The 26702-nt window shown below is 61.0% G+C and carries 33 protein-coding genes and 2 pseudogenes; 22 read left to right on the forward strand and 13 right to left on the reverse strand.

The window, feature by feature from the left end:
• Positions 1-103: 103 nt before the first annotated feature.
• Positions 104-337: pseudogene (locus tag B9A95_RS37140) on the reverse strand (HNH endonuclease); the annotation flags it as partial.
• A 693-nt stretch (positions 338-1030) separates the two neighbouring features.
• On the opposite strand from B9A95_RS37140, the gene B9A95_RS33670 reads away from it, so the two are divergent.
• The 8 genes from B9A95_RS33670 (at position 1031) to B9A95_RS36265 (ending at position 6412) form a co-directional block, all read left to right on the forward strand.
• Positions 1031-1189, forward strand: a complete 159-nt coding sequence (locus B9A95_RS33670; RefSeq protein WP_170928617.1) for a hypothetical protein — start codon at positions 1031-1033, stop codon at positions 1187-1189.
• Positions 1176-1766: an IS630 family transposase gene (locus tag B9A95_RS12375; RefSeq protein ID WP_139806742.1), complete on the forward strand. Its 591-nt coding sequence runs from the start codon at positions 1176-1178 to the stop codon at positions 1764-1766. The genes B9A95_RS33670 and B9A95_RS12375 overlap by 14 nt, the downstream gene beginning before the upstream one ends.
• 551 nt (positions 1767-2317) lie before the next feature.
• Positions 2318-3394 carry a hypothetical protein gene (locus B9A95_RS12385; protein ID WP_084047571.1) on the forward strand — a complete coding sequence of 359 codons (1077 nt, stop codon included), beginning with the start codon at positions 2318-2320 and terminating at the stop codon, positions 3392-3394.
• 25 nt (positions 3395-3419) lie between these two features.
• On the forward strand, positions 3420-4811 hold the full coding sequence (locus tag B9A95_RS12390; protein ID WP_084047572.1) for a tail fiber domain-containing protein: 1392 nt from the start codon (positions 3420-3422) through the stop codon (positions 4809-4811).
• A gap of 58 nt (positions 4812-4869) precedes the next feature.
• Positions 4870-5040: a hypothetical protein gene (locus tag B9A95_RS33675; RefSeq protein ID WP_170928618.1), complete on the forward strand. Its 171-nt coding sequence runs from the start codon at positions 4870-4872 to the stop codon at positions 5038-5040.
• A 17-nt stretch (positions 5041-5057) separates the two neighbouring features.
• Positions 5058-5360 (forward strand): class I SAM-dependent methyltransferase, encoded by a 303-nt coding sequence (locus B9A95_RS33680; protein WP_170928619.1) that lies wholly within the window; start codon positions 5058-5060, stop codon positions 5358-5360.
• A gap of 133 nt (positions 5361-5493) precedes the next feature.
• Positions 5494-5730 (forward strand): hypothetical protein, encoded by a 237-nt coding sequence (locus B9A95_RS12400; RefSeq protein ID WP_084047574.1) that lies wholly within the window; start codon positions 5494-5496, stop codon positions 5728-5730.
• A gap of 559 nt (positions 5731-6289) precedes the next feature.
• A complete protein-coding gene (locus B9A95_RS36265; RefSeq protein ID WP_281255854.1) occupies positions 6290-6412 on the forward strand; it encodes a hypothetical protein in 123 nt (40 codons plus the stop codon).
• Between the two features lie 352 nt (positions 6413-6764).
• Here the strand turns inward: B9A95_RS36265 and B9A95_RS12410 are convergent, their stop codons facing one another.
• The 3 genes from B9A95_RS12410 to B9A95_RS34595 all read right to left on the reverse strand — a co-directional run bounded on the left by B9A95_RS12410 (position 6765) and on the right by B9A95_RS34595 (position 9906).
• Positions 6765-7646, reverse strand: coding sequence for a helix-turn-helix domain-containing protein (locus B9A95_RS12410; protein WP_084047576.1), 882 nt, complete (start codon positions 7644-7646; stop codon positions 6765-6767).
• 239 nt (positions 7647-7885) lie between these two features.
• Positions 7886-8398, reverse strand: a complete 513-nt coding sequence (locus B9A95_RS12415) for a DinB family protein (protein WP_084047577.1) — start codon at positions 8396-8398, stop codon at positions 7886-7888.
• A gap of 496 nt (positions 8399-8894) precedes the next feature.
• A protein-coding gene (locus tag B9A95_RS34595) for an IS630 family transposase (RefSeq protein ID WP_212648316.1) occupies positions 8895-9906 on the reverse strand; the annotation gives its coding sequence in 2 pieces (ribosomal slippage) (positions 8895-9434 and positions 9436-9906; 1011 coding nt in all).
• Positions 9907-10332: 426 nt separating this feature from the next.
• On the opposite strand from B9A95_RS34595, the gene B9A95_RS12420 reads away from it, so the two are divergent.
• Complete coding sequence (locus tag B9A95_RS12420; protein ID WP_084047578.1) at positions 10333-11136, forward strand: glycine-rich domain-containing protein; 804 nt, start codon at positions 10333-10335, stop codon at positions 11134-11136.
• A gap of 63 nt (positions 11137-11199) precedes the next feature.
• On the opposite strand, the gene B9A95_RS12425 is transcribed toward B9A95_RS12420, so the two are convergent.
• Complete coding sequence (locus B9A95_RS12425) at positions 11200-11637, reverse strand: hypothetical protein (protein ID WP_425429937.1); 438 nt, start codon at positions 11635-11637, stop codon at positions 11200-11202.
• A gap of 979 nt (positions 11638-12616) precedes the next feature.
• On the opposite strand from B9A95_RS12425, the gene B9A95_RS12430 reads away from it, so the two are divergent.
• The gene (locus tag B9A95_RS12430) at positions 12617-13246 is read left to right on the forward strand and encodes a pyridoxamine 5'-phosphate oxidase family protein (RefSeq protein WP_084047580.1); all 630 of its coding nucleotides are present in this window, start codon (positions 12617-12619) and stop codon (positions 13244-13246) included.
• 65 nt (positions 13247-13311) lie between these two features.
• Here B9A95_RS12430 and B9A95_RS12435 read toward each other — a convergent pair whose 3' ends face one another.
• Entirely contained in the window at positions 13312-13722 is a 411-nt protein-coding gene (locus B9A95_RS12435) for a hypothetical protein (protein WP_139806744.1), read from the reverse strand.
• Positions 13723-13934: 212 nt separating this feature from the next.
• Between B9A95_RS12435 and B9A95_RS33685 the strand changes: the two genes are divergently transcribed.
• The 3 genes from B9A95_RS33685 to B9A95_RS12445 all read left to right on the forward strand — a co-directional run bounded on the left by B9A95_RS33685 (position 13935) and on the right by B9A95_RS12445 (position 15906).
• Entirely contained in the window at positions 13935-14090 is a 156-nt protein-coding gene (locus B9A95_RS33685) for a hypothetical protein (RefSeq protein ID WP_170928620.1), read from the forward strand.
• A 140-nt stretch (positions 14091-14230) separates the two neighbouring features.
• Positions 14231-14443 (forward strand): hypothetical protein, encoded by a 213-nt coding sequence (locus B9A95_RS12440; protein ID WP_084047582.1) that lies wholly within the window; start codon positions 14231-14233, stop codon positions 14441-14443.
• 785 nt (positions 14444-15228) lie between these two features.
• Positions 15229-15906 (forward strand): class I SAM-dependent methyltransferase, encoded by a 678-nt coding sequence (locus B9A95_RS12445; RefSeq protein ID WP_084047745.1) that lies wholly within the window; start codon positions 15229-15231, stop codon positions 15904-15906.
• A gap of 682 nt (positions 15907-16588) precedes the next feature.
• On the opposite strand, the gene B9A95_RS12450 is transcribed toward B9A95_RS12445, so the two are convergent.
• The 5 genes from B9A95_RS12450 to B9A95_RS12475 form a co-directional block, all read right to left on the reverse strand.
• Entirely contained in the window at positions 16589-17440 is an 852-nt protein-coding gene (locus B9A95_RS12450; RefSeq protein WP_084047583.1) for an IS3 family transposase, read from the reverse strand.
• Positions 17437-17736, reverse strand: a complete 300-nt coding sequence (locus B9A95_RS12455) for a transposase (protein WP_084045091.1) — start codon at positions 17734-17736, stop codon at positions 17437-17439. Before B9A95_RS12455 ends, B9A95_RS12450 begins: the two co-directional genes overlap by 4 nt.
• 255 nt (positions 17737-17991) lie before the next feature.
• On the reverse strand, positions 17992-18342 hold the full coding sequence (locus B9A95_RS12460; RefSeq protein ID WP_084047584.1) for a hypothetical protein: 351 nt from the start codon (positions 18340-18342) through the stop codon (positions 17992-17994).
• Positions 18343-19026: 684 nt separating this feature from the next.
• Entirely contained in the window at positions 19027-19518 is a 492-nt protein-coding gene (locus B9A95_RS12470; RefSeq protein ID WP_084047586.1) for a LysR family transcriptional regulator substrate-binding protein, read from the reverse strand.
• Positions 19519-19911 (reverse strand): LysR family transcriptional regulator, encoded by a 393-nt coding sequence (locus tag B9A95_RS12475; protein WP_084047587.1) that lies wholly within the window; start codon positions 19909-19911, stop codon positions 19519-19521. It lies immediately after the preceding gene.
• Positions 19912-20028: 117 nt separating this feature from the next.
• On the opposite strand from B9A95_RS12475, the gene B9A95_RS12480 reads away from it, so the two are divergent.
• Both B9A95_RS12480 and B9A95_RS12485 read left to right on the forward strand, forming a co-directional pair.
• On the forward strand, positions 20029-20229 hold the full coding sequence (locus tag B9A95_RS12480) for a tautomerase family protein (protein WP_084047588.1): 201 nt from the start codon (positions 20029-20031) through the stop codon (positions 20227-20229).
• The gene (locus B9A95_RS12485; protein ID WP_084047589.1) at positions 20226-20624 is read left to right on the forward strand and encodes a nuclear transport factor 2 family protein; all 399 of its coding nucleotides are present in this window, start codon (positions 20226-20228) and stop codon (positions 20622-20624) included. Before B9A95_RS12480 ends, B9A95_RS12485 begins: the two co-directional genes overlap by 4 nt.
• Positions 20625-20726: 102 nt before the next feature.
• Here B9A95_RS12485 and B9A95_RS12490 read toward each other — a convergent pair whose 3' ends face one another.
• Entirely contained in the window at positions 20727-21047 is a 321-nt protein-coding gene (locus B9A95_RS12490; protein WP_245808275.1) for a helix-turn-helix domain-containing protein, read from the reverse strand.
• Between the two features lie 167 nt (positions 21048-21214).
• Here B9A95_RS12490 and B9A95_RS12495 point away from each other — a divergent pair, with 167 nt between their 5' ends.
• The 6 genes and pseudogenes from B9A95_RS12495 to B9A95_RS37150 all read left to right on the forward strand — a co-directional run bounded on the left by B9A95_RS12495 (position 21215) and on the right by B9A95_RS37150 (position 25109).
• Positions 21215-21394, forward strand: a complete 180-nt coding sequence (locus tag B9A95_RS12495; protein ID WP_139806747.1) for a hypothetical protein — start codon at positions 21215-21217, stop codon at positions 21392-21394.
• A gap of 306 nt (positions 21395-21700) precedes the next feature.
• Positions 21701-22171: a winged helix-turn-helix domain-containing protein gene (locus tag B9A95_RS12500; RefSeq protein ID WP_170928621.1), complete on the forward strand. Its 471-nt coding sequence runs from the start codon at positions 21701-21703 to the stop codon at positions 22169-22171.
• Between the two features lie 11 nt (positions 22172-22182).
• Positions 22183-22692: an IS630 family transposase gene (locus B9A95_RS12505; RefSeq protein ID WP_084047592.1), complete on the forward strand. Its 510-nt coding sequence runs from the start codon at positions 22183-22185 to the stop codon at positions 22690-22692.
• A 319-nt stretch (positions 22693-23011) separates the two neighbouring features.
• Positions 23012-23617, forward strand: a complete 606-nt coding sequence (locus tag B9A95_RS34600) for a zinc-binding dehydrogenase (protein ID WP_212648317.1) — start codon at positions 23012-23014, stop codon at positions 23615-23617.
• Positions 23618-23956: 339 nt separating this feature from the next.
• A pseudogene (locus tag B9A95_RS37145) lies at positions 23957-24835 on the forward strand (IS66 family transposase); the annotation flags it as partial.
• A 76-nt stretch (positions 24836-24911) separates the two neighbouring features.
• On the forward strand, positions 24912-25109 hold the full coding sequence (locus tag B9A95_RS37150) for an IS66 family transposase (RefSeq protein WP_425429945.1): 198 nt from the start codon (positions 24912-24914) through the stop codon (positions 25107-25109).
• 191 nt (positions 25110-25300) lie between these two features.
• Here B9A95_RS37150 and B9A95_RS12520 read toward each other — a convergent pair whose 3' ends face one another.
• Positions 25301-26311 carry an MBL fold metallo-hydrolase gene (locus B9A95_RS12520; protein WP_084047595.1) on the reverse strand — a complete coding sequence of 337 codons (1011 nt, stop codon included), beginning with the start codon at positions 26309-26311 and terminating at the stop codon, positions 25301-25303.
• Positions 26312-26386: 75 nt separating this feature from the next.
• On the opposite strand from B9A95_RS12520, the gene B9A95_RS34605 reads away from it, so the two are divergent.
• Complete coding sequence (locus B9A95_RS34605; RefSeq protein WP_212648318.1) at positions 26387-26701, forward strand: hypothetical protein; 315 nt, start codon at positions 26387-26389, stop codon at positions 26699-26701.
• Position 26702: the final 1 nt, after the last annotated feature.

Raw genomic sequence — 26702 nt, forward strand, 5'->3', positions numbered from 1 at the left:
GCAGCACTTGCCCTTCCAGCGCGTAGTGGTGTCGGCCGTTCTCGAACTCCTCACGGATGCGCCGGCTCACCAGCAGCCGCCTCTCGTCTGGATCAATGGTGAGGTACCCCCGGTCATACAGCTTGTGCAGGTCGCTGCGCAGCAGGAGACCGTTGTCCACCGCGTGCGGTTCGCCCTTCGTGTAGGGCTGCACGTGCGCGGCTTCCAGGACGGGGAGCGTCTTCTCCCCCGTAATGCTGCAGCGCCTTCCGTACACTTCCGTGACCAGAGCACGGAAAGCGGCTTGCCTCAGCCGAGGTTGCACGATTCGGGGAGCTCCAAAGCGTGCGCCCGTCATGACCTCTTCCGTCGCCGGACGCCCCTCCTGCAACGCTTGCTCCTGAAGACGAGCTGACACCGCTTCGTAGACCGCTCAGCCCTCCTGATCCTTCTGGCCGTCTTGCTGATCTGGTGGGGTGGACGGCGGTTGCCGGGTGGCCTGAGCGCGTAGATCGCGTAAACAACCGGACCTTTGAGGGGCGTGGGCGGATGCAGCGCCTCCTATGCCACGCGCTGGCTCTCAGTGAGACCGTGGACCAAGGGTTTCGAGAGCCCGCCTTAACCTGAATGGGAGCCACGGTATGGAAGGTGGCGAGGGTCCCGTCCGTATGTTCTGGCCGCCCCCGGACCTTCCTTCGCCCGTGCGGTCGCTTCACGCACAGCGGTAGCCGGATGAGTTGAGGGAGTAGGGTGGGATACGCGAGGGCGAGCGTACAGCGTGGACTTGCGGGAACGGATCGTGCGCGCGGTGCAGCAAGGGACGAGCCAAGCTGCCTGACAATTCAGCGTCAGTCTGGCGTGTGTGGAGCGTTATGTGCGTCTAGCGGTCTGATTCAGAAAAACGTTGACAGTTGGGGAGAATGCCAGGAGGGCACGGGCTGGGCCATTCTCCTCTGCAGAAATGTCAAAGGACCTCTGAATCAGACCACTAGAGAGGGGCAGGGGTTGCAAGCCCGTCCTGAGCGTCCTGCTCCCTGAGGAGCACGAAGATGTGCGGGCACAGGTCCGGGCACACCCGGACCCGGACCTGACGCTGGCTGAACATGCTGCGTTATGGCGCGAGGATCATCAGGCCGCGTCCCCCAGCACGCTGATCCGCCGGTTTCAGGCGCTGGGACTGACGAGAAAAAAAGACGCTGGCCGCCAGTGAACGCGACGGGGCATGGCGGGCGCAGTTTGTCGCTGATCTGGCTGCGGTACCCCCGAGCGACCTGCTGTATTTAGACGAAAGTGGCTTTCAAACCAACATGACCCGCACGTACGCGCGTTGCCCTCGTGGGCAACGGGCCATCGACACCGTGCCTCGCAGCCGCGGCAAGAACCTCACCCTCCTGTGTGCCCTTACTTTGGCTGGACCAACCGCCCCGCTGGCCGTTGAGGGTGGAGTCAACGGCCACGTCTTCGTCGCTTACGTCAAGAGGGTGCTGGTTCCGGTGCTGCACCCTGGACATGTTGTGGTCTTGGACAATCTTGGGGCGCACTTGCGCCCCAAGGTCCGGGAGTTGATTGAGGCCACCGGAGCCCTGCTGGTCTATCTGTCGCCCTACTCCCCAAACCTTAACCCCATCGAGTTCACGTCCTCTAAGCTCAAAGCGGCCCTGAGAGCCCTCGCCACCAGGACCCGTGAGGGCGTGATAGACGCCTTGCGACTCGCTTTGGATGCCGTGACCCCCTCCGACGCACGAGGCTGTTTTCAACACGTCCTCTCCCTTCAACTTATGCGGTGACCGCCGTCAGGGCCGTGTCCATGGCAACGCGGCCCTGACGGCTCAAGCGTTGTGACCAGGCACGGTCGGCAGGAGGAGGACCCAAGTCTTTGGCCGCCGTCAAGGCCTGGGCGCCGGTTCGCCTTTGGTAGAGCGTGGTTCCCGGCGCAAGGGCGTTGAAAACGCGCGTTTCCTCCAACAGGAAAAGCATGGCTACGGCCGGCTGGACCACGGCGCTGAGGCGATACGCTGCCCCTGTCATCCGCCAATCATCCTCCCCCCGGTACGGTGAAGTATAGGCGTCCTGCTTCAGACGGGTGGAGCAGCGGCGACGTCTTTCGGTCATCTAGGGAGAACGCTCATATGTCTCATCTCATGCCCTCACTCACACGCTTTCCTGTCCTGCTCACCCTGCTGAGTTGGGTGCAGACGCGCAGGTGTTCAAGCCTCCTCGCTGCCAGCGTTGTTGGGAGATCCTGAGCATCTCCCAGCACCCGCGGTAAACACCAATGTCCGGTCCGCGCCCGAAGACTTCCTGTTTCCGCTCAAGACAACGTTCTGGAGGTTCACCCATGAAATTCAGACCTGCCTCTCTGCTCCTGACGGCCGCGCTGCTGTCCGGCTGCGGTCAGTTTCAGGCTCCCGCAGAGCCCTCCACGCCAGGGCCACCCGTTCCGGGCAAACCGACCAGTGAGGACATCGTCGGCCTCCTCGAGATCAAAATCGAAGGCATCGGAGAAGGGGCACCGGCCAAAGCCGAGGCGCGCTTCATCTCCCCGACCTCCCTCAAGCTCACCGACCAGTCCAGCACGGCCGTGACGGACACGGGCCTGAACTTCACCCGCACGCGCGTCGCCTTCGTGGATGACGAGACGCAGGGCACGCGCTACGTCACCTCCGTCTTCGACCTGAGCAACACCACCGACCGAGCCTTTGCCAACCTCACCCTCTACGCCGTCAGCATTCCCGGCACCACCCTCGGCGGCACCGCCGTGCGCAACATCTTCGACGCGCTGGGCAACGCCATTACCAGCCCCGAACGGGCGCAGGGAATGCTGCCCACCCACGGCATGCGCTTCGAGGGCCGCGGCATTCAAGTGAGCCCCACCAATGCCGACCTGCAGGTCTTTATGCCCGAGGAGGCGGCCGCCATGAAAACGCAGGCTGCGGCCCTGACGCCCCCACTGAACGGTGACGTCCTAGAGTACGGTTTCGTCGCCCGCAACCTCAGTGGTGGCCGTTCCATCGCTGCGGGCAGCGCCGGTGTGTGCTCGGTGGACGCGTGCAAGGGCACGTTCACCATCGGCTACAAGTTCCTCAAGGAGTCTCCGCGCAACGTCAACCCCTGGGCCTTCACGCTGTACTTCGTGGTGGCCGACGAGACCGATACCCGCGTGACGGTCTCCTCTGAGGACGACCCCGCTGCGGCCATCACGCGTGCCAATGCCTTAAGCCCCACGTCGCAGCTCGCCGTGTTCGGTACCAACACTGCCACGACCGTTGCCAACAGCCGCATCCGCTGGACCTGCACCCTCCGGACGGCTGGTCCCGCGGAGAGCCCCGCCAAGTACCTCGGCTTCGCTTCCGGCTCCACCACCTGCAACGGCGTTTGGACCACCTCCAACTGGAACGACTTCTACTGGCGCTGAGCGCCACCTTTCCCAGGAGATCACCATGAACACGCGCAACCGCATCCTGCTCGCTTCCTCCTTCCTTCTCGTCATGGGCGGCGTGACCGCACAGTCGGCCCTGCCGTTCACCTTCTCCACGGGCACCCCCGCCAAGGCCGACGACGTGAACGCCAACTTCGCCGCGCTCAACGCCAGGAAGCTCGAGATGGGCATGACCATCTCCGGCGATGGACCCGCAGGCAGTCAGGCGAGACTGCGGCTCGGCCTCGACGGCGCCCTCTCGCTCCGTGGCCTAACCAATGAAACGGGCAACCCACTCAACTCACTTTTCAATGTAGACAAGACCGGGGGAGTCCTGGCCACCGGGCAGATCGGCGTTGGCATCATTCCCGCGACTGGAGCGGGGTGGCGCATGATGTGGCATCCCCAGAAGGTGGCGTTTCGCGCGGGGTACGTGGACGGAGCGCAGTGGGACGAGTCCAACGTCGGGTACTACTCCTGGGCGGGGGGAGCTCTCAATACGGCGGCGGGCATCTATTCGTTTGCCATGGGCAACCAGAACACCATCGAGGCCTCGGCGCAGTGCGGAATGGCCATGGGCAGCGGCAACAAAATCTTTGGGACAAGCCCCAACATCGGAACGTGCGGCGTCGCCATGGGGCTGAACAACAAGGTCGCCGATCACGTGGGGGTCACGCTCGGGCAGAACAATACCTCCGACGGCGACCTGGCCGTCGCCATTGGGTACCGCAACGTGGCCGTCGGCGATTACTCGACGGCGATGGGCTACCGCGCAACCACCTGCGAAACCACTCCCACGGCAGGGACTTCGACCGCCCCAGATTCGTGCGCGTCCGGCACGACCGGGAAGAACGGTGCGTTTATCTACGGTGACGCTTCCACAACCGAGTATATGACCGCCAAGGCGAACAACGAGTTCGCGGTGCGCGCCGCCGGGGGCTTCCGGTTCCGCACGAACGCCACGCAGACCACGGGCTGCAATCTGCCCGCAGGCTCCGGGTCCTTCAGCTGCACTTCGGACAAGAACCAGAAGAAGAACTTCCAGGGCGTGGACGTGAGCGCGGTGCTGCGTAAAGTGCTGGAGCTGCCGGTGAAGACCTGGGTGTACAAGGACGAGGCGTCGGGCGCGCGGCACATGGGACCGACAGCGCAGGATTTCTACAAGGCGTTCAAGCTGGGAGACAGCGACAAGAGCATCGGGCACCTCGACCAGGCGGGCGTAGCGTACGCGGCGATTCAGGGCCTGAACGAGAAGGTCGAAGCCAAGGACCGCGAAGTCCAGCAGCTGCGCGAAGAAGCGCAGAACCGCCAGCGTGAAGTGGCGGCCCTCAAATCGGAGAATGCGGCCCTCAAGGGCCAGATGAACAGCATTCTTGAACGTCTGGCCAAACTCGAACACGGCGCCGCCCAGTAAGGTTTACAGATGTGGCGGGTCCCCCCTGGGCACCCGCTCCCTTCCACCGGAGGACCATATGAACGAAGTGCAGACCCCCCAGAGCACCCGGCCAAAGACCGGAGAGCGGCGCCCGTACCAGCGTCCCACCGTGACGCCCGTCGGGATGTGGGGACCGCAGGTGATTGCCTTGTCGCTGCCAGGCGGGGCCCGTTTCCCCGGAATAAGCGACAACGACCCCCAGAATTGACCTTCGCGCCGGGAGACATGGACTGGACCACCGGGCTGTTCGACCTCGAGTACGCCCGCACCGACCTGGAGCACAGAAGTGCACAGGCTCAGGCTGACGTTCAGGTCATGCGCTCCCTGCTCCGCCCCGAACCCCACCACGCGGTCCTGGACCTCGGATGCGGTTTGGGGCGGCACACGTTGGCCCTCGCGCGCGAAGGCTTCACCCAGGTCACCGGTCTGGATTTCGTTCCGGCATACCTGGAACGTTCCCGGGAGCAGGCGCAGCGGGAGCGGATAGGGGTCAAGTTCCTCCTTGGGTCACAGCCAAAGTGCGTCTGAAAAACGTGTGGGAGCGGGTTTTGCCTGATTAGAGGAAGGAGGGATGATAGGGCGGAGGTGGTGCGCGTGAGGCGCTGAGACAGCGCGCATCACGCAGGAACTCACGGCACAGGGAAAAAAGCTGAACACGAACGTGCGCTGGGTCGAAGTCTACCGCGTGCGCCGCTGGCAATCGGCCTTCCACGACAGCATCTATATGCTCCGGACGCAGGGCTTCAAACAGAACACCTACCGGAAGTTTCAACTGCAGGGGTGGGACGACGCAGAGACCCTCGTGTACACGAACAGCGCTGGCAAGTTCGTGGGCATGATCTCCAGGGGAACCTCCGCAGACGGGTCCTCATCCATCTTCGCGCTGTATGGCAACTGAAGCGCCCTTCGTCCTGGCCCTGGCTCCTGATGGTTGCAAATGCCGTCCTTGAAGGGTTTTTCCTGGAAGACGACCCGTACCCGATGCATGTCATTGACTTCGCGTGCATTCGGCGCTAACTTAGAGAAATCAAGGCGGCCTGTGGGTCGCCTTCTTCTTTGGCTTTCCGCGGATCTCTGCGCCCTCTCCCCTGTCCTTTCCTGGTGCCGTGGCGCTCGTCCCTCTTATGCTCCAGCCTACGCACGCTGGAGCGTGGCGCTGCTGAAGGTATGGGACTGCTGGGGAACCGGAAAGAAGGTGCGGCGGTGAGCATGGCCTGGCGTGTGCTCGACATGCACTCGCTCTCCTTCCAAGTCTTACTCGTTCAGGAAATGAACGGTCCTCGGGCGGTGAAAACGATTGTGGTGGGGACCGTGGAGGATGCCCTCCAACGGTACATGCGGGAGACGGTGGACGGAGCGAACGTCCGCGTGGCTCAGGTCCAGGCGGAACTGGAGGGCTTGCGGAGCACGATCCACAGATTGAGGAGGCCCGCTGTGATCTGTAGGACACGCAAGACATGGCCCTGCAGGGAGCAGAACAGACCCAGGCGGAAGTGAGTGCTGCCCGGCGTGAACTGGAGGCCGAGATTGAACGGCTCAAGAAGCTCGTGGAGTCGGAACGCTCGACGACTGTTGAATAAGACCGCCAAACTCGAAATCAGATCCATGATCTACGAAATGACCCCAGCAACCAGCGGGTCGTGATCGCGAGTTTGAACGAGGCGTGCAAGCGCCTGGAGCTGGAGGTGGCGCAGGTCTCCCCCGCAGTGTTTGATGTCCCTTACGAAGCGTACAGCCCAAGCGCGTACCTAACGGATGCAGGGGTGGCCGCACAGGTAAAGAAGCTGCACGTGGTCCGGATACAGGGGCTGACAGTGGAGCTGCTCGAAGGGTGGCGGACGGCGTATCCGACGGCGGCCGCGCAGAAGGCACACGTATTGGGCGAGTCGCATGAGCGGAACGGCGGCAGACTTCCCCCAAGGCTGGCGCACTTCACTCCGGCAGCTGGGGTAGCAGGCTGCGGGGGTCATGTCGCTGCATGGCGTCTGTCTCGCTTCCTTGGTGTCGCGCCTCGCTGATCCGAGCGAAGGCGCCAGGGGTCAGGCCGCCCAGGGCACGGAACTCGCGGGTGAGGTGCGCCTGATCGAAGAAGCCCAGGTCAGAGGCGAGGGCAGCCAGCGGGGTCTGCGGATCATAGATCAAGGCGTTGTGCGCTGTCTCGAAGCGGATGAGGCGTGACAGGGTCTTGGCACCGATGCCCACTTCCTGCACGAACTGGCGTTCCAGCGTACGGAGACTCACGTCCATCTCGCCTGCCAACTCAGCTAACCGCTGGTGACCGCCGCTGTGGTAGAGCTGCACGGCGGCCCGAACACCCAACCCCGGCGTCCACTCGCGGCCCGCCCGTCCCGCTCCCTGCTCCCCAGAGGCGAGTGCCAGCAGCCAGGCGTCGAGGAGGCCCAGCGCCGTCTCGTCGTCTCGTGCAGTCAGCGCCGCTCGGATGGACCGCGATGTGCCCGCTGCACCGCTGCCCGCCGCGCCTGCCAGCAGGTCCAGGGCCGGGTCGGGATAGCTCCAGCCGAAAAGATGCTGGGCCGCCCAGGGGTACAGTTCGGCCCGTAGCGCCCGCACTGGTCCCTCCGAGTAAAGGTGCGCTGGCGACGTAACCAATCCCTCCAGCGTGACCTGCGGAACGGGTGTGAGCAGACCGCCCTCGTCCAGCACCCATGAGCGGCCAGAGTAGAAGGTCAGGTGCGCCAGTTGTTCCGGCAAAAAAGCGTGCCGCTCGGCCTGTGGGTGGTCCTCGTCAAGCAGCCAGTAGACCTGCACCAGCGGCCTTAGGGCGGGCGGGGGGAGGACCAGGCGGCGGGCCATGCGTTCACTTTGCCAGAGGGGAAGCGGGTGTGTCCCAACTGTGCTCCGTCCGGCGGGCCGTACCTCACCTCCTCAGGATGCTGGAGGTGCACCTCAGAACGGCACACCCAGGTCACGGCTTCTTCCTGCTGAGGGCACTTCACCGGCATCGGCATTCCCCACTTCTAAACCAGAAAAATCCTGAAAGCTCATCCTGCCGAAATCATGTTGCTGGCGTCGGCAGGATGAGTGCCCGCGTTTCAAACGTGGATGCGCTGGGGTCTGTACGGAAGCTCAACGCCCCAGAAGTCTGGTGGCGTGATGCCCTGGGCGCGCAGGTACACGTAACCCTGCCCACGGTGATGGGTTTCGTTCTCCAAAACCCCGCGCGCTGCCCTCAGCCCCGTCATCGGTCCCCATGCCAATGTCTTCTTCTCAGCGTACCGGGTGGCCGGAACGGATGGCAGCTCCGAGGCAATCCGGGCGCTCAGATCATCCCAGGCCGTCAGCAACGCTTCCCGGGTGCGGAGGAAGCCGCTCCACCGAGGCTCGCCCCAAGTGTCCGTCACCAGACCGTTGAGGGTATACGCCGTGACGCCGTGAATCTCCCAGACCATGTCTCCGAAGGGGCGCATGGGTGCGGCCGCGGTGAAGGTAAAGAGCTGGTCTTCTGGAAAGGCTTCAATGACCTGACGGGTCAGGCGGCGGTGATTCAGCCACTCGTTGGTGAAGGATTGGGTCGTCTGGGTGATCTGGGATGAGTCGGGGGTCATATCAACACCCTGGTGGGGAATCCCGTCAGGAGGTGACGGCTTTCAATGTTCTGCTCGGCCTTGAAGCGATACGCCTTCTGAAGGACTGCATTCTAAATACCGCCCTTTCCGCCTTTCTTCTTGCTCGGCTTCCAGAAGAGGGTAGTTCCCCAGATGCTTGAGGCAGTGCCAATCAGACACAGCAACCAGCGCTTTGACCATCCAGAAAACGCCTCTTCATTATCTGAAGGAATGGAGAGGAGCGTGCCTAGCCCGAAGTAGCAGGTGCCAACGAATAACCCCACCGCTATCAGGCCGAGAAGTACAGCGAACACCCGTCTGTGATTCACAGCACCCACACCCCTAAAGTACCTCTCCATTCGACCACTACTACTACAGTTGCAGTTGGCGATTGGGTCTCTAAAACACGGGAATTCTCGGGAGGTGACTGGTGACAGAAAGCCCTTGAACAACAGGTTCCTGGAGCAACTGCAACTGTAGTACTATTGATACCGGCTCAGGTTTGAGACGAGCAATAGGCGTGGGTGAGCTTGGCGGGGAGTTGTGAGGCGCGAAGGCGACGCCAGGCGAAGTTCAAGCGATCTTTCAATTCGCCTTGGTCTTTGGGGCAGAAATTGCCGAGCAGGTGCCCTTTGACATAGGCCCAAAGGTGCTCGATCGGGTTGAGCTCCGGGGCATATGGGGGCAGGTACTGGATGGTGAGACGCTGTTGCTGCTCAACGAAGGCCCGGAGGGCCTTCGTATGATGAATGCGAGCGTTGTCCAAGACGACGATCAAGTCGCCTTTGATATGTCGGAGCAGATGTTCAAAGAACGCCAGCACCTGAGGCCCTCGAACGGCTCCTGGTACGGTGTGCTGCAGAAATTGACCACGGGTCGTCACTGCACCCAGGGTAGAGAGCTTGTCCCAACCGGCTTTGGCGTGAATGATGGGGGTCTGGCCACGAGGAGCCCAGGTCCGCGTGACTGTGGGTTTCAGGCTGAAGCCACTCTCGTCAACGAAGACCAGGGTTGCGCCCTGAGCGACTTTTTTTTTCCAACTCGGGTCGGACGGTCTGCACCCAAGTCTGAACGGCTTGTTCGTCACGCTCCATCGCGTGTGGATCGGGCTTCTGAGGACTAAAGCCCAGCTGATGGAGTACCTTCCTCACGTGATCGACGTGGTACCACACCCCAAATTGCACCCCGATCACCTCCCGCACGCGGGAGGTTGTCCAGCGCTCATCCTTATACCCCGCGGCCTTCGAACCCGCCTCGAGTAGGGCTTGGAGCTGCTTGAGTTGTTCAGCAGTGAGGCGACGCCGAGGACCAGTGGCCCGCGTCGCCTCCAGACTGCCTCGTTCTCGGAGTCGCTGTTTCCAGGTCCTGACCGTACTTTCCGCAACACCGACGGTCTCAGCGATGACGCGGTCGGTCACTTCAGGATCCTGGAGAAGTTGCTGCACATACAGCCGTCGTTCTTCGAGTTGCGCGCGGCTCAGCCTTGAGGGTCGCCAGACCTGCACCATGACCTCAGCCTACCACTCGTCTCCGATTCAAGCCGCTATCAATAATAGCTTCCTTACCCAGCACCCTCAAAACCTTGACCCCCTGGAAAGCGACTGCCATACGCTTCGCCACGCTGTACGGCGGCTACTACCTGGCGCTGTGGACCCAGTGGACCAACTGGGTTCCTCAGGCGTTGGGCTTGGATAGCCACAGGCACAGAACCCGCTGGAGTATATGCCGTCCTTAGCATATACGCGCTTCTGGCGGCCAATCAACGCAGCGGCTGGGTCATGCCGCGCGCCGAAAACCGCTGAACTTCTCCCGAGCGCGCGCGAGAACGTCAAACGCTGACCCAAACCTGACACAAGCGAACGACCATGGAAGTGGGCAGGACGCCCCCCTGACAAACGGACAGACGCGGTGAACCAGAACCAACGGAGGCAACGATGACCATCCACACCGGCACCACACCCGACCCCCGAATCAATCAGCACCCCATGCCCGCTGGACTGCGCGAGCGCCTGCAAGCCGAACACGGCTGGAGTGCGGAGTTCACCCAGGGCGCAGAACGCGAGTACCGGCGGTTTCTGTACCTCGCAGCCTACGGGGGGCAAAGCGTTACACCCTCCCAGACGGTAGACGAGGTGTGGCACACGCACCTGATGTTCACGCGCGATTACTGGGGACCGTTTCAAAACGTGCTTCCCGCCCCGCTCCACCACGATCCCGGCACAGGCGCACCGGGAGACGAGCAGAAATTCCAGGACCAGTACCTGCGAACCCTGGACCTGTATGAAACCGTCTTCGGAGAAACTCCCGCGCCGACCTACTGGCCGCGTTTCGGGACATACGAGCAGCCGGACTCCAGAAATGAACCGGTCAAGCGCCGCGCCGCACTGGGCCGCACGCTCCTGCCGCTGCTGCTCATCCTCGGAGGGATCACCCTCTGCATCCTGATGATCCGCGCGCTCGGGGTGACGGGAATGGCAGCGAGCGGATTCCTGGGGATGGGCGCAGCAATCTTCGCCCTCACCAGCCTCGCGCAAAGGTCACAATTGGGGACCACGCCTGGTTCAGGGGCGCGGCGCAGAGACCGTGATGACTCCAGCGGCAGCAGTTGCGGTGGATTTTCGGACAGCAGCGGCAGCGATGGAGGCAGCTGCTCAGGAGGGTCCGACGGTGGCGCAAGCAGTTGCGGCGGGAGCAGTTGCGGTGGAGGCGGTTGCGGTGGCGGGGGATGCGGATCGTAAAACACACGGGTCGGAAGGCACAGAAACCCCCCGCAAGCGATGCGGGGGGTTTCTGCTTGGGACTTACTTCTTGGTCGTGCGCTTGGCCTTGGTCGGTGGTTTTGCAGGTGCGGCCTTGCTCTTGCGGGAGTTGCCCAGATTCTGGCCCTTCTCGTAGCTGTTCTGTAACTTCCGGCGAGTCTCTTCCGCGAGGGCCTTGAAGTCGATCACGCCTTCCTCAAGATTCTCTACCGTGAGCTTCGGCTTCCCGCGACCACGTTGCGGCGCTGCGGCCAGCTCCTGGTCCACGCCCTCGAACCACTTGTCAAACTTGGCGGACGTCTCGAAGACCATGTCCTTCATGTCCTTCTCGTACGTCTCCTCGCTTCCACGACGCTTGAACTTCTTCGGAAGCGTGAACCGCTCCGGAAGGTCAATCGCATCGAACTCCCCTTCACGGACCGCATCGCGGAACCGCTTGACGAAGGCATCACTCTGTTGGGGGGTCGATAGCTTCTGCACTTGCTCACTGAGTCTAGAAAATGGCACGGAGTCAGCGTACTACATGACCCTATGAAATGTCTTCATCTTGAGGACCTTTATAATCTTGATTGCGAGAACGCATCAAAACTGACAGAGGGTGCCCTTCGATTAGGGCACCCTCTTGTCCTTACTTTTTCCGGCTGGAAGGCGGCGTACCAATCCTGTGTTTGGGGCAATTGGATTCCTTTCGGATTCGTTCCCCATTTGTTCGTGCCAGGTTGGCTATCCATCCACTCGAAGGGACCATCAGGTGCTGGCTTGTTATCTGGTTCTTGGTTCGCTTTTGGGGGCGTTGACCAATCAGCGGACGTCTGGTTTATTGATACCGGCTCAAGTTCGGGACGTCCGGTGTGCTCCTTCCCTGTAGGTGCCCTGTCCAGATGGGGCATCTCCTTGAGATCACGTCTCAAACCAAGCCCGGTATCAATAAGAAGCCTCCGCAGGTGCGACAGCGGGTAGAAGGAGCGGCTGGTATAGATGCTTTCCTACCACTACGGTGCCGAGGCTGGGGCAGTTTTCTGCGCTTGCTCACCCTTTTGTCCTCCTGCTTTGCACGCTGACCGGACGCGATGGGAGGTGCTCCGGCAAGGTCCGCCTAGGAACTCGTAGGTTGCAGTACAAGTGCATCTGAGACAGATGTCACGCTGTATAGATACATACCTGGATATCTACCTAAGTACACCGCACCTCACGTTGCGACTTTTCAGGAGGGCACCGAAAAGTCTCCACTCCCGGTGGGCTGCACTTTTTCCGCTTCTCACTCCGCTCGGTTGATCTCAAGATCAACTACGGTGTACTTAGTTATCTATCGCAGTTCTCTACTGGTCAAAGCGAAATGAGGACACTGCAGACATGGCTAGTCTGCCACCAGGCTTTCAGGCGTACAGTCACGATGTCCGTGCCCTTCCTCGGCAGGTGACGTCCACCGGAGGGCCAGGCATAACCTAAGGAGTGCACCGTGGAAAACGAGAACCCTGCCTACAGCATCGATACCGTTGAACAACTCGAGGCGTTGCTGGGGGAGATCGCGGAAGCGTCAAGGAAGAAAGAGGTCGACTTCGTCCATCCGATCTACCAGCGGTGGATTGAAGCCTCCCCTTTTGCCATTCTGGCTACGGTGGGCCCAGAGGGACTGGACGCTTCACCACGGGGTGACCCAGAAGGGTTTGTGGCTGTTGCCGATGAAAAAACGCTTCTGCTACCAGAACGTAGGGGCAATAACCGTGCGGACAGTCTGCGGAACATCCTGTTTGACCCTCACGTCGCGTTGCTCTTTTTAATTCCTGGCACAGGGGAAACTCTGCGCGTCAACGGGCGGGCCAGAATCACCACGGCGCCCGAGATGCTGGAACGCTTTGTCGTGAAAGGAGTACCTCCTCGGTGTGTCGTGGTCATTGAGGTGGATACCGTCTTCTTCCAGTGCGCCAGAGCGATTCACCGCTCTGGCCTCTGGCAACCGCCACGGACCGAGCACCTTGAGAAAGTGCCGAGTGCAGGAGCAATGCTTGCAGCGCTCACGAGCGGCGCTGTGGATGGCGAGGCCTACGATCTGGCCCTGCCAGGACGCCAACGCTCAACCCTGTACTGACCGTTGCTGGTCGTTCACCTGTGAGATGATTTAAAATCAATATCGGCATCTATCTACCTATAGAACTACCGTACGATGTCAACTGGGGAAATATTTTTATAGGTGCAGAGGATCAAGGCAGGTGATCTGCCGAATCGGCACGTCCCTTTATCCGCGCAGTTGAAGGCCAATGTGCGAGGGCGTCCGCCTGGCTCGTTCCCGTACCGCAGCTTCACGTCCATGAGCACGGTACCAGAGGTGGCGTAGAAGATGCCGATTGCAACAAGCAGCGCATACATGGACAGATTGAAAGCCCAGGCCTTGCGGCCAGGGAGCACCAGTGTCGAGATGAGGCAGCTCACCGGCAGCCAATGCGCTTGCATTCCACGGGAGAAGAACAGGCGGGACGTTCCCATGACCATGCAGAGGGTCAGGAGACCGAAGGTGATCCAGGAGGCGTTGAGAAGTCCGAACACAGTCCACCGTCTTTGGGTCATGCCGCGGGTGTAAAGCGGGAGAGAGATGTGAAAGGGAGGGCCAGGGGAAGGATGAACCTTATTGCTGCGCGAACGTTGCGGCAGGCGTAGCCGGCCTCCGCCATCTAGCGGAGTGGGGGATGCGCCACCCGGGTGATGTGGGCAGGAGGGGCGGGAGCGCACCATAGGGACAACCGAGGGGCGAGCGTGCCGACCGGTAAAAGGAGAACACCGTGAACCCCTACGTCCAGAACGACCGTGCCCAACACCTCCAGGCCGAAGCCCAGCGGCGCCGTGAAGCCAAAGCCGCCCGTGCAGAGCGCCAGGAGAGCGACCGCTTCAAGCTGACCTACCTGCTGTCCTTCATGCGTCAGGCCCGCCTCGCGTGAGACGCACTCCCGTCAACAACATCGAAGAACCCAATAGCCCCTCCTGAACTGGAGGGGCAACTCCTTTCAGGAGCGCTTGGTTCTATGCACCGACCCGCGCCGGAATCGTATGTGACTCGGCAGTTCCGTATGCTCGGAGCATGACTGCTTCCCTGGACCAAGCCGTAACGGCTGTGCTGGCTTTGCTGGCCAGCAGGACCCAGATGCGGGCTGGGGCGGGTGGTGTGAACGCGGGCCCTTTTGGCCGGATCATGGTGTCATCCTGGCAGGTGGAGGGACCTCCCCTCCACCTGATCAAGAGGGTCGTGCTTCCGGACAAACCAAAGTTGAAGTTCTTTAACTGGCAGTGCTGAAGTACCTACCGGAGGAGACGGCATTTGTTGCTCAAACTCGCCACTCCTGCGCTGGGCGTGTAGGGGTTGATATGCGGACGCTTGAGCTGACGCTGGGGGACACGAACTGACGCTCGGAAAGCCTGAAAACTTGACCCGACAAGCGCAGCCGGCCGGAGCGGCCGCCCCAAAGGCCAGCGCCATCTCGGACATGCGAACCGTCACCGCTTATGCAAGGGCGCTCCGGGAGCAGGACCTCCGTCTCCGTGCTCTTGCCGCCTGGGTCGGAGCTCATGGCTTCAAAACCTGCAAGGGCGGCTCCTGGAACGCCGTACAAGTCAAACGCGTTCTGGACAGGCAAAATCAACCACCTCAGACCCAGCTGCATGATTTGACAACCCGTGAATACCGCCCTTGATTAGAGAAATCAAGGCGGCCTCCGGGTCGCCTTCTCCTTTTGGCTTCATGCACTGTGCTGGTTCCTAACCTGGTCAGCTCTTGATGCCCGCACGCCAGCGCCCGCAGGGCGCTTTTCTTGCGTGGCGGTAACCCCGGGGGAGAGAATCTGGTATTGAGAGCGGCCAAAAGGCCCACTTGGAGGCGGGCTGGGAGTGCCTCAATAGAGCGTTTGTCAAAAAGAGGACTTCTTCTTGACCGAGCAGCGTGAGCGAGCTTGAAGGAGGATGCAGGAGAAAGGAGCCGTGAGGGGAAGGGCACCCCTCACAGCGTAATTCAGACAAATGCTCTAGACACCTCAATGGATGTGCGAACTGCCTACTTTGCCATAGCACCTAGACTTGTCAGCTATGTCGTCCCGAGAAGCTCAACCACATTCACGCGAATGGTACGCACGATTGGCTAAAGAGCTTGGCGGGTACCGTCATCCCTGGCAGCGCTCGCTCGATGGCCCAGACCCTGAACTCGTTTTCGATGCACTTCTGCTCGAATACCTGACACCTGATACTCGAGTCCTTGAAGCAGGCTGCGGCCATGGGCCAGATGCCACACGCTTCGCCCCTCAATGCGCTCGATGGGTCGGTTACGATCGACAACCCGAGCTGCTCGAACTCGCACAGAGAAATGCTCCACAGGCCGAATTCTATTTGTGGGATGGAAAAGGGCCAGCGCCGAGCGAGATGCAGGGGCCTTTCGACCTCATTGTGTCCAGACGTGGCCCCACCAGTGTCATTCACCACCTCTCAAAGGTTGCTGCCCCATCCGGTCGATTTCTGTACGTCGGGCCACGCCTGGAAGTGCCGAATGTGCCTGCGAGCTTGCATCGTGTTGGATGGACTATTGCTGGTGAATGGCGGGTCTCCATCCAGGCGTATGCACCAACGTTGGAGGACTGGCGGCTCCGCTGCGAATTCATGGGCGAAGAGACCCGACAAGACGATTGGCAGCACCACGCAACAGGTCGGGGGATGCCCTACCGGGAAGAACGGTACGTTGTTCTGGCAAAACTCGGCAACTATGACGAGTAACAATCCCGATTGCACAACTCGAACACGAGAACGCATTTCGCCTCTGGTCTAAATCCCCTTAGAGAAGAAGAGAGTCCGACGCCTTAGCACGACTAAAACATGTTGTTTGGTAGCCACGGCCTACGTCCTTTTAGGGGGCCCCGACCCTCGTTCTTCAGGGTGTTGGGCATGAATCTTATGGACTGCCCCCTGCTGCTACAAAGATCTCTACGAGTCCGGGGTATCGGCAAGGGCCACCACACTCCGGGCAACCCACCGCATCGATCTTGTATCGGACCACAGGCGGCTGGAGACCGTCGAGCCAGTAGTCATCTCTAGAGATGGCGAATGCCGGGAAGATCAACCCGCAATCAAAGCAGCGAAACCGGTCGTTGAAGTACACCCGTTGTGACGTGCTCTCGCCGCTATCGTGAAGCTCCGGGTTTGTGGGCTTGCCTTCTGGCCACCGCAGCAGCACGGGCAAGAGGTCTTGCACCTCCTTGACCTTAGCAATGGCTGGAACTCGCAGAAACGCATGCGTGGTCCGGGTGTCATGGGCACCGAATGCTACGGTGGAATCAAGGAAGTGCTGCACCCACCCCTGGTTCACCGGTATGCCATCGATGGTGGAGCGTGTTGGCAAGGCATGCCATTCCTCAGTCGAGAACTGGAGTGAACCCAATGGAGCGGACCGCAGGGCAAGTCACATCTGGGTAGCAGTGTAGCGGGCAGCGAACTCGGCAGGTGGGACGTATCCCAGGCTGGAGTGTAGTCGGCGGCGATTGTACAGGTCCGCAATAAAGAAATTGATGTGTCGCCGGGCATCGTCCAGATCGACGTACTCTTGCAGATCGACCTCCTCGGTCTTCAGGGTCTTGTAGAAACTCTCCATTTTGGCGTTGTCATAGGGATTGCCTGTCCTGGACATGCTTGGCGTGATTCCTGCGGACCGCAAGCGGTCCACGTACACTCGGCTCGCGTATTGCATGCCCTGGTCCGAGTGGTGCAGCAGACCGGGAGCAGGACAACGCGCCGAAAGCGCGTTGTTGAGCGCTGCCAACGGCAAATCCGCGTCCATGAACTTTGACATGGACCAGCCCACGACCTCACGGGTAAAACCGTCCAGCACGCAGGCCAGGTACACAAAGCCTTGCCGGACTCGCACGTAGGTCAGGTCTGCCTGCCAGACCTGATTGGGCCGTACCGGAACGGCGTCACGCAGCAGGTTGGGAAAGCGCTTCTCGCTGTGGTTGGAATCCGTCGTCGCCCGGTGGCGGCGCTTGGGACGGCACAACAACCGTCGTTCCCGCATGACACGCAACACGCGCTTGTGATTGACCGGGCGGCCCCGTCGGGCCAACTCGCGGGTGACACGCCGATATCCGTACCCGTTGAACTCCATCACCACGGCCTCAATGTCCTGGGACAACGCCTGATCGGTGTCCACCTCCTCCCGGCCCTGCTGTTCGTAGAACCACGAGCGATTGACCCAGTGCAGCTCGCACAGACGACGTACCGACACCTGGGGATACGCGAGTCGCGCATCCTCGATCATTTGATGCCGTTTTTCGAGCGGTACGTCGCCAACGACTTTTTTAGAATCGTGTTCTCCAGCGACAACTGTCCGCAAAATCGTTCCAACTCGGCGATGCGTTGTTCCAACGACTGGTCGGGTTTGGCCTGGTCGGTGAACGCTGCTTCACCTCGCGCCTCGACCTCTTTCCGCCAACGGTGAATCAAGCTGGGCGACAGGGCATGTTCTCGGCAGAGCTGGGCGGTCGTCTTGTGAGCCCCATTGATCTGGTTCACGATGTCAAGCTTGAATTCACGGCTGTGGGTGCGTCCGGGCATCTTGGCTCCTTCGGTGCTGTCAGCCTACGGGCTGACGGGGACGAAGTGCTTGGCCTCTTGGTCCGGTCCTAAGGGGTCAGTCCAAACGTATACACCATGGGGTCATTTTCACCGGGTTGGTCTTGAGCAATAGGTATCGGGAGAGTCCCGACGATCGCCTTGTCTGGCCTAACTGGGCTTATGCCAAAGGAGAAGGCGACCCGGAGGCCGCCTTTGATGTTGAGATCCTTTGGGGGTCATCTCCAGAACTTGAGCTTAGGGTCGGGTTCCAGTGGGGTCCTTGGAAGGGGCGTCGGTGAGGGTGCAAGCCACCTTCATTTTGCCCACGTAGCAGAACTTGGGTGCGGTGAAGAAGGTGGTATCAATCTCAGCGAGCATCTGTGCCTTCGTGCCACTGGGCTTTTGTGTGGGCCCACTGGGCTTTGGTGTGGGCGCGGGTGCAGGCTTCGGCGTAGGTGCAGGCTTCGGCGCAGGCGCTGGTGCGGGCTCGTTGGGGGTCATTTGCGCCTGGGGGACAAGCGCGCTGATTGCAGGAGTTGCTGCGGAAGCGGAGAAGGAGAGGGCGACACTTGCGGCGAGGGTGGCGATCAGCATTTTGGTGTTCATGGTGTTCTCCTGGGGTGGCGCAGTGGGAGGGAGGCTTTCGTTCCGCTTGGGCCGGTGCCCTTTGCTTGAGAGAACAATAGAAAAGCAACCGTGAACGACCGATGAACGAGGGTGAATCTGCAGGTGCTGAACATCCATGGGCCAGCCACCAGGAGAGCTCAGACGGTCGTCTTCTCTTCCCTGACTGGGCTGAGGAGAGGCCATCATCACGCTGAACATCCTCTCGATTTCTGGTGTTGCACCCGTCACCGGTGTTCCGTCAAGGCCCACGCCCTACGAAAGTCCGACGGAGGAGCGCCTGGCCTGGCACCTGAGCAAATTGATCGCCCCTGGAGTTGTTTTCCGGCCGCACGTCGGCATAGATCACCACCTGCCCTCTTAGCCTGAGGGATGCCGCCTGATCCCAGACCGCTGAATGCGAACCAACCAAATCATCCATCCTACGCGCAATCGCGTACATGTGCGCCTCATGCGACCCAAACTCACGCGTTAACCGCTCCAAGGGGATTTGCATTGTGGTCTCCCCCCTCATCGCCCTGATGAAAGACCAAGTCGACACGTTGCGCCAATTGGGCGTTCGTGCCGCGTACGTTTCTAGGACGGTCAACCACAGCCACCTGACACCCCTTGTCAATGGCCTCGTGCGCTCCTCCAAGTGGGACAGGTACTCGCTCTATGCTTGGTTCACGCGGTATTCCCAGTGGTCGGAACTCCTTTAAGGATGGTTTCGCGGAGAGTTTGCACAGGACGCGAAAGGAGTGTGCCGGTGGGATGGGCCAGGCCGATCTCTCGCTGCACGGCAGGCGTGACACGGATGGCCATCAAATCAGATGGGACTTGTGTCAGCAGGAGCTCGGGGACCATGCTGACCCCCAGCCCTTCGCGGATCATGGCGAACAGCGTGGCGAGGTCACGCACTTCGTAGGTCACGTTCATGGTGGCGTTCACTTCCCGAAAGGCTGCGCGGAGCACTGGTTCACAGCCAAATTTCGACAGGATGAAGGGTTCGCCGGACAGTTGGTGAAGGGGCACCTGCTTTCGGACGGCCAGGTCGTGGGTTGAAGGTACGAGCAGTTGGTACTCGTCTGCAAGGATAGGCTGGCAATCGCAGTGATCAGGATAGGGAAACTCTAAGAAGCCCAGGTCAATGGTGCCCTGTTCGAGCCAGTGGGCGATCTAATCGGGAAGTCCCTCAAAGATCAACACTTCCACCCGCGGATACTGTTCTGCCATGGCCCTGATGACGTGGGGCAGCACATGGATTGATGTGCTGGGAAAACTCCCTATGCGGACCTTCCCTGAGAGGGTGTCTGGACCGCGGGCAGCTTCTTCTCGCAGGTGCTCAGCCGTCCGTGCGAGTTTTTGAAAATGAGGGAGCAACCGCTGTCCGTCAGGTGTGAGTTGCACACCGGTACGTCCACGCTGCAGCAAGCGAAGGCTCAGGTTTTTTTCCAATGTGGCGACCGCGTGACTGACGGCAGGCTGCGTCATCTCCATTCGGTCGGCGGCCAGCGTAAAGCTGCCTTCCTGGAGAACAGCCAGCAGCACCTCGACTTGGCGCAACAGCATGCATTCATTTTATGCATACTTCCATCCCATTTATTGATTTGATTTATAAAGCGGTGTGAATTACGTTGTATAGGAGCAGTGAGCACTTGAGGTTCACGCTCCAGGAGGAGGCCCATCTTGCCGTATGTCAAAGTCGAAATCACCCGCGACGGGACCACGCAGGCGCAGAAAGAAGCCCTCATTCAGGCGATCACCGACGCTCTATCAGACATCTTGGGCAAAGACCCCGAAAAAACCTTCGTGACCATCGCAGAAATCAATCTGACCGATTGGGGTATTGGAGGACAATCCATCGCCGCCCGCCGTACCCCTTCATGACGGTACTCACGGCTGAAACGAACATCCGCATCCTCCTGCAGGCGTACTTCGACGGTCTGTACACGAGCGACGCCCAGATGCTAGAGCGCGTCTTCCATCCTCACGCCCTGTATGCCACCGCGGTTGATGGGCAACTCGTGCAGCGGAACATGCAGGATTACCTTGAGGTGATTCGGCAGCGCACGTCTCCCGCCAGCCGCCACGAGCCACGCACCGACCTCATCCTTCAGCTTGAAGTGCTGGGCCCGCACACTGCGTTTGCCAAGGTGCAGTGCTCCATCGCCGAACGGCACTTTACTGACCTGCTCTCTCTCGTTCGTGTCGACGGACACTGGCAGATCATGGCCAAAGTCTTCCACTACGAGCCTCTAGGGGTTGCCTCATGCACATCCTGATCCTCACCGCTCATCCCTCAGAAACCAGTTTCAATTCTGCCTTGGTCCAGGAAGTGCAAGCAGCGCTCCAGAGCGAACGAAGAGGCCTAAATTGACCGAGGATCAACTCCAAGAGCTATACAAACGCTCAACTGCGAACATTGTTGCGTCCAGGAAACAGCAGTGCCAAGATAAAGAGGAAGCTATTCGTGAGGCCATCCGGCGATTGAATAGCACCACGGCGCTCAGCACACCCTGCTCAATTCGACCGGTGAGGTAGGGGATGTGCGAATCGAGCTTGCTTCCCTTCTTGCGACGCGATTTGGGTTGGGGTAGGCCGGGATCTCGCAGGTACTTCTTGACGGTGTTGCGGCTCAGGTCAAGTTGACGGGCGATCCCACTGACGGTCTGACCAGCGGCCTTGAGTTCGATGATGCGTCGCACCTGTGCGCCTCCGAGCATGTAGACCTCCGATTCGCGATGAATCGTAGGCCGGAGAGGTCTCCTTCCTCGGAGTGGTCAAATTTGTCCCGCCCTTCCTGGTCATTTTTATCCATCGTCAGGATCACCTGATGTCCAGCTTGTTCCACCAGTGTGAGTTGTGCCCTGCCATGATCGCTGCATTTCCCTACCTGCTGCAGGGTGTCGGTCAACTCGACCCGCAAGACCGCGGAACCTACCTGGCTGACCTGGCCGACGCTGCTGCTCAGGCGGCTTTGAACGTCGAAGAAGTCTGGTGGAACCAACTCCCACTGGAGGTGCATGCAGGATACGACCGGGCACTCCAATAGGCCCTCAAAATCCCCCAGGAGGCCGTCGTCGCCGGAGCCCAGCAGCGCCCGAAGAGATCAGAGGAAGTCTTCGCCGCCCTGCTCAGCCTTGAAGCATTCGCGCGGAACGAGACTCGCTTGGAAACGCGTGTTTCAGGTATGTGATTAGCGCATCGCGCGGTCGTGGGCATGGCAGACCGAAGCGGTGCAAATGGTCTCCCGTTATACGGATTCCGAATAATCTGTTATACTAATAAGATCAGAACGGTCACTTTCCAACACACTGCCGACGACTTCTGGGGCATCTACCGCCGGAGTACCTGCGCTGTGGAACGACGACGTAGTCACCTCCTCGCGTTCCTAGCAGAAGGGAAAAGCTCTGCCGAAGCACTCAAAGTCACGGGCTACTCTTATCAAGGCGCAGATAAAATCATCGACGCGTACCATCAACATGGTCTAGCGGGACTCAAAGATCGGCGACAGCACAACAGTGGCGCACCGACCCTGCTGAGCGACGCCGAAGTGCTCCTCCTGGCGCGAACGATTCGGGCAGACACCGCCGCTGGCGGTGTCTGGAATGGCGCACGGGTGCAGGGTTGGGTGAAGCAGGAATTGGACAAGGACGTGCATCTGAGCCGCTGTTATGAGTTTTTAGACGCGGTGGGGTATAGCCTCCAGGTCCCTCGGCCTCGACATGTCGAGGCCAACCAGGTCACTCAGGAAGCATTCAAAAAAAAGTCCTCCCAGCCGTGGTCCAAGCAACTCGGGCGCGTACTGAAGAAACTGGAAGAACGGTAGAAGTCTGGTGCATGGATGAACACCGTGTAGGTCTCAAACCCCTGGTGGGGAAGCAGTGGTCTGAGCGAGGCAAAGCCCCGACCGTGCGTGTCCAACACCGGTATGAGTGGCTCTACGTCTGTGCGTTCGTCTGCCCACAGACGGGAGAGAGCCAGTACTGGCTATTGCCTACGGTCAATACGGCGGCCTTCCAGGCGGTGCTGGACCGCTTTGCCCTCGACACACAGGCTGGAAAGACCAGGGAGATCATCTTGGTCCTGGATGGTGCGGGGTGGCATGCCACCCCGCTGTTGAAGTGCCCACCGGGCATTGAACTCGTCTTCTTGCCGCCCTACTCCCCAGAGTTGCAACCCGCCGAACGCCTTTGGGCCCTCACAGATGCACCGCTGAAGAATCGTCACTTCGAAAACCTGGAAGCCCTGACCGCCTTGCTTGCAAAGCAGTGTCGTCGGTTAGAACAGCAGAGGGAGCAAATCCGTTCGCTCACCCTCTTCCACTGGTGGCCTCGTATAACAAATTAATCGGAATCCGTATTACAGGGGTCGGACGAGCAGACTGTGCTGGATGCGCCTCACGATAACGGCCCCCGGAACCTTCGTTTGGGAACCCGTAAACCCCCAAGTCCCGGAGGCGGGAGAAGTGTGGGTTAGGACGCAACTCAGCGCACTCAGTCTGTCGTCTGAGCTCTCCGTGATTGAACAGGGGCCCTTCCCAACGTCCCTGGGGTATCAAACCTTGGGCACTGTAGAAGCGTCCGGGCCGGGAAACACATTACAGTGCGGTCAACGGGTCGTGACCACCTTGGGGCACGCCAGTGCAGGATTACACCATGTCAGCCGAGTGTGGCCTGTTCCCGATGCGGTGCCTGATCGCGTCGCCTTGGCTGTGATTCTCGGCGAAGAGACGCACAAAGGCATTCGCCGGGTTCTCCCTGAGCGGGATGAGCAGGTTCTCGTGATAGGGGCGGGCCTTTTAGGCCTCTTGACCATCTTCAATCTGACGCGCCGAGGCGTCGCCAATGTCACCGTCGTCGAGCCGGACGCCGCACGCCGTACCCTCGCGGAGCAGTTCGGAGCCACCGCGGTTGTCCCTGGGGCCTTGCCGCATGGCACGTTTGACGTCGGGTTTGAATGCAGCGCAGCACCGACAGGCTTCATAGAGATGCTTTCACATCTTCGCCCTCGTGGACGCGCCTGTGTACTCTCGGACGGCAATTGGGGTGCGCTCGTGCTCCCACCAGCGTTCCATCGTCGCGAACTCTCCATCGTCGCTTCGAGCGACGGCGACGATTACGGGGTGTACGCAGCTTGGCTGTGGCGCAATATTGATCCGCTTCTGGGCCAGCTCTTTGAGGTGGCTACGACCCCTGATGCGCTGCCAGCAGCGTACACACATTGGCGGAATGCGGCCCGCCCGGTTTCAGGGGTCGTGCAGTGGTCACTTTAAAGTATGTGATTGGCGTCGTGGCGCGGTTGCGGGGTGACAGACCGAAGCACCGCCCGGTACTCTCAGGACATGGCGGAGGAGGTGACTCGCGAGGTACTGCTCGAGCAGAATGCCCAGCAAGCCGAGCAGATCGCGCTCCTGATCACTCAGATCAAGGTGCTGACCGAGGAGAATGCCCGCCAGAAGAAGCGCATTGAGCAACTGGAACGGCAGGTCAAGCGGTATGTCGCGCCGCACAGCCGCGAGACGCCCAAGGTAGACCCGAAGCCACCCGGACGCCGCGCCGGGCAAGGGCTCTTTAGCTTTAAGCATGCTCCAGCGCTTGACACCGTCACGCGCATGATTGATGTCGAGCCGGCGAACACGTGCGTCTTCTGTCGGACGCCGTTGGACCGAAGGGCGTACAAGACCGACCTGGCGTTCATCACCGAGCTGCCCCAAGTCAAGCCCGAGATCACGCAGTACAACGTGCCCGTCCCCACCTGCCCGAAATGTGGGCGAGATGTTCGCGGCAGACCTCCCGATCTATGCCCCACTCAACGGGGCGCCACCGCCCATCGACTGGGGCCTCGGTTGCTCGCCGCGACACAGTATCTGCACCATGGTGTAGGTCTCCCGGAGCGCAAGGTGCCGGACGTGCTGCACCAACTGTGCGGGGTGAAGATCACGCAGAGCGCCGTGAATCAAGCGACCACCCGCACAACAGCCGCGGGCACTCCCATGGCCGAGGCCTACCAGCAGATCAAAACGGCCGTTCAGGCTGCCCCTGTAGTCCATCAGGATGACACCGGCTGGCGCATCAACGGTACCCAAGCCTGGCTGCAAGTGGCCTGCACCCCGCAGCACGTCTTGTTGCAGATCCGTACGCAGCACACCCACCAGCAGCTCAAAGAGCTGCTGGGCGAGACCTTCGGGGGCACGCTGGTCGCAGATCGGTATAACGTCTACGATCACGCGACGTTCACAGATAGCCAGCACCAGAAGTGCATCCGGCATGTCATTCGCAATGTGCAAGAAGCCGTGGTGCTGCACGAAGGCCGCCGTGGACAGGACATCGTCTACGCTACTCGGTTGCGCCAGGCCTTCCAGGACGCGCACAGCCTGCATCGGCAACTCAGCCGCAAAGAGATCACCCTGGCGCAGTACCGGGGCGCTGGGTACGCCATCCACACCCGCGTCACCGGGCTGCTCGACCGCCGACCCCTTCAGAGCAAAGTCAACGAGCGGCTCCGAAAAAGGGCTGCTCAAGCACCACCAGCGCAGGAACCTCAAGAGGTTCCTGGACGACCCCAGCATCCCACCGACGAACAATGCCGCAGAGCGCGCGCTGCGGTCTGGGGTCATCGCCCGCAAAGTGTCACAGTGCAGCAAAACGCAGGAGGGAGCGGACAGCTACGCCATGATCAAGAGCGTCGTGGAAACCGCCAAACGCCACGCACAGCACCCCATGGACGTCTTGGTCAGTCTTCAAGTTCGCGCTGCACCCCGCTGACCGCCCCACGCGCTAATCACATACTGTTTCAGGAAGCGCAGTTCATCTACAGCGTCGTCGCGGTCCATGCCAGCGGCGCAGCACGGCCCGCTCTCCCTGCGTGGTCACCTGCCACTGCCGGTTCAGGCGGCCGCCCAGATCGGTCTGCACGGTAAGCCCCCAGCCCCGCTGCTGCTGTTCCGGCTTCGGCTTCATGTCTGAAACAGGGCGGCGCCGTCTTCCCGCTGCGTTTCCTTCAGCCCCCCTTGCTGCCCCAGATACTCGGCCAACGCCGCCGTCTGATCCAGCAGCAAGATGGCCTGTGCGGGGCGCAGGTTCGGGTACAGCGCGAGCAACAGGTCGTAAATGGTGACGGGCTGCTGGGCCGCCGCCTGCACGGCCGCCAGCTTGTCCTGATACCGTGCCCGCAACTCGCGGACGCGCCCACGCCAGTCGGCCATGGGGCCGCCGTGACCGCCCAGTGCGACCTCCACGCCTTCGAGCGCCTCGATGCGATTCAACGAATCCAGGTAGTGCTGCAGCCCCGCTCCCCGCTGGGAGCGCTCCGGCATCAGCGGCGGTGAGGAGTGCGGCAGCAGGTGATCGGCGCTGAGCAACAGGTCGTCCATCCGCAGGCACACCTGCGCGCCGTCGTGGCCGGGAGTATGAATGACCTGAAAGACGCCGTCCAGCAGGTCGCCGTCTTGGAGAGGCGTCTGAACCGCCACGCGGCTGGGCAGCATCAGGGTGTGGGCCCGGCGGCGCAGACGCCCGGCGTAACTGCTCTCTGTGGGAATGCCTGCCCAGCGCAGGTGGCCCTCGACCTGATCCTGCCACGCGGCGCCGCGCGACTCGGGCTGCTCCAGGGCCGAGACCGCCCAGGTGTGGGCCGCGACCGGCGCGGGGGTCAGCGCCCGCACGGCTGGCAGCCCGCCCACATGGTCGGGGTGAGGGTGCGTGACCACCAGCCGGCTGAGGGTGTCCCAGGCCCACATCTCGCCGTATTCCGAGTAGATGTGCGCCAGGCCTGCTTGCAGGTCGCCCAGGCTGTCCTCGTGCGCGCTGCCCATGTCCACCAGGGCCACGTAGCTTGGCGCCGTGGGCTCGCCCTGAACCACCAGAAAGCTATTTGCTTGAAAGTGGGGAAACGCCCGCAGGGTCACGGTGTAGACCCGCGTGCCGCCGGCAGTGACGTGGCAGGCCACAGCGGGCAGAACAGTCATGAGCCGCACTGTAAAGCGTCTGGCCGGCTCAACGCCACTGCGCTGCGGAGCGTGGTGTATTGAACTTGCGCCCAGGTGGTCGGACAGCTCTCCTCAGACCTGCACATGGCGTTCCCAGAGTTCAAAGGACCAGCGGGCTCGCGCCCCGAGCTGTCCAAGTTGGAAGTCAATTTATGTGTAAGCGCGCACTGCAAAGATGCGGCAGAACGCCGGCGGCTGTTCAGTGAACCAACTTTAGCTCTGACGTCACTGCATGGGCAGTACCAGCAGGCGCTCACGCACGAGCGCGAGGTCAGTGATGGAGGATCGGCCCCCATCCGTAATCTGGAGGAGGCCGTACGGATGCTCAACATTGCCTTAACACGCTTACCGACGCTCGCTCAAGAGTAAG

The organism is Deinococcus hopiensis KR-140, from assembly GCF_900176165.1.
Classification (GTDB): domain Bacteria; phylum Deinococcota; class Deinococci; order Deinococcales; family Deinococcaceae; genus Deinococcus; species Deinococcus hopiensis.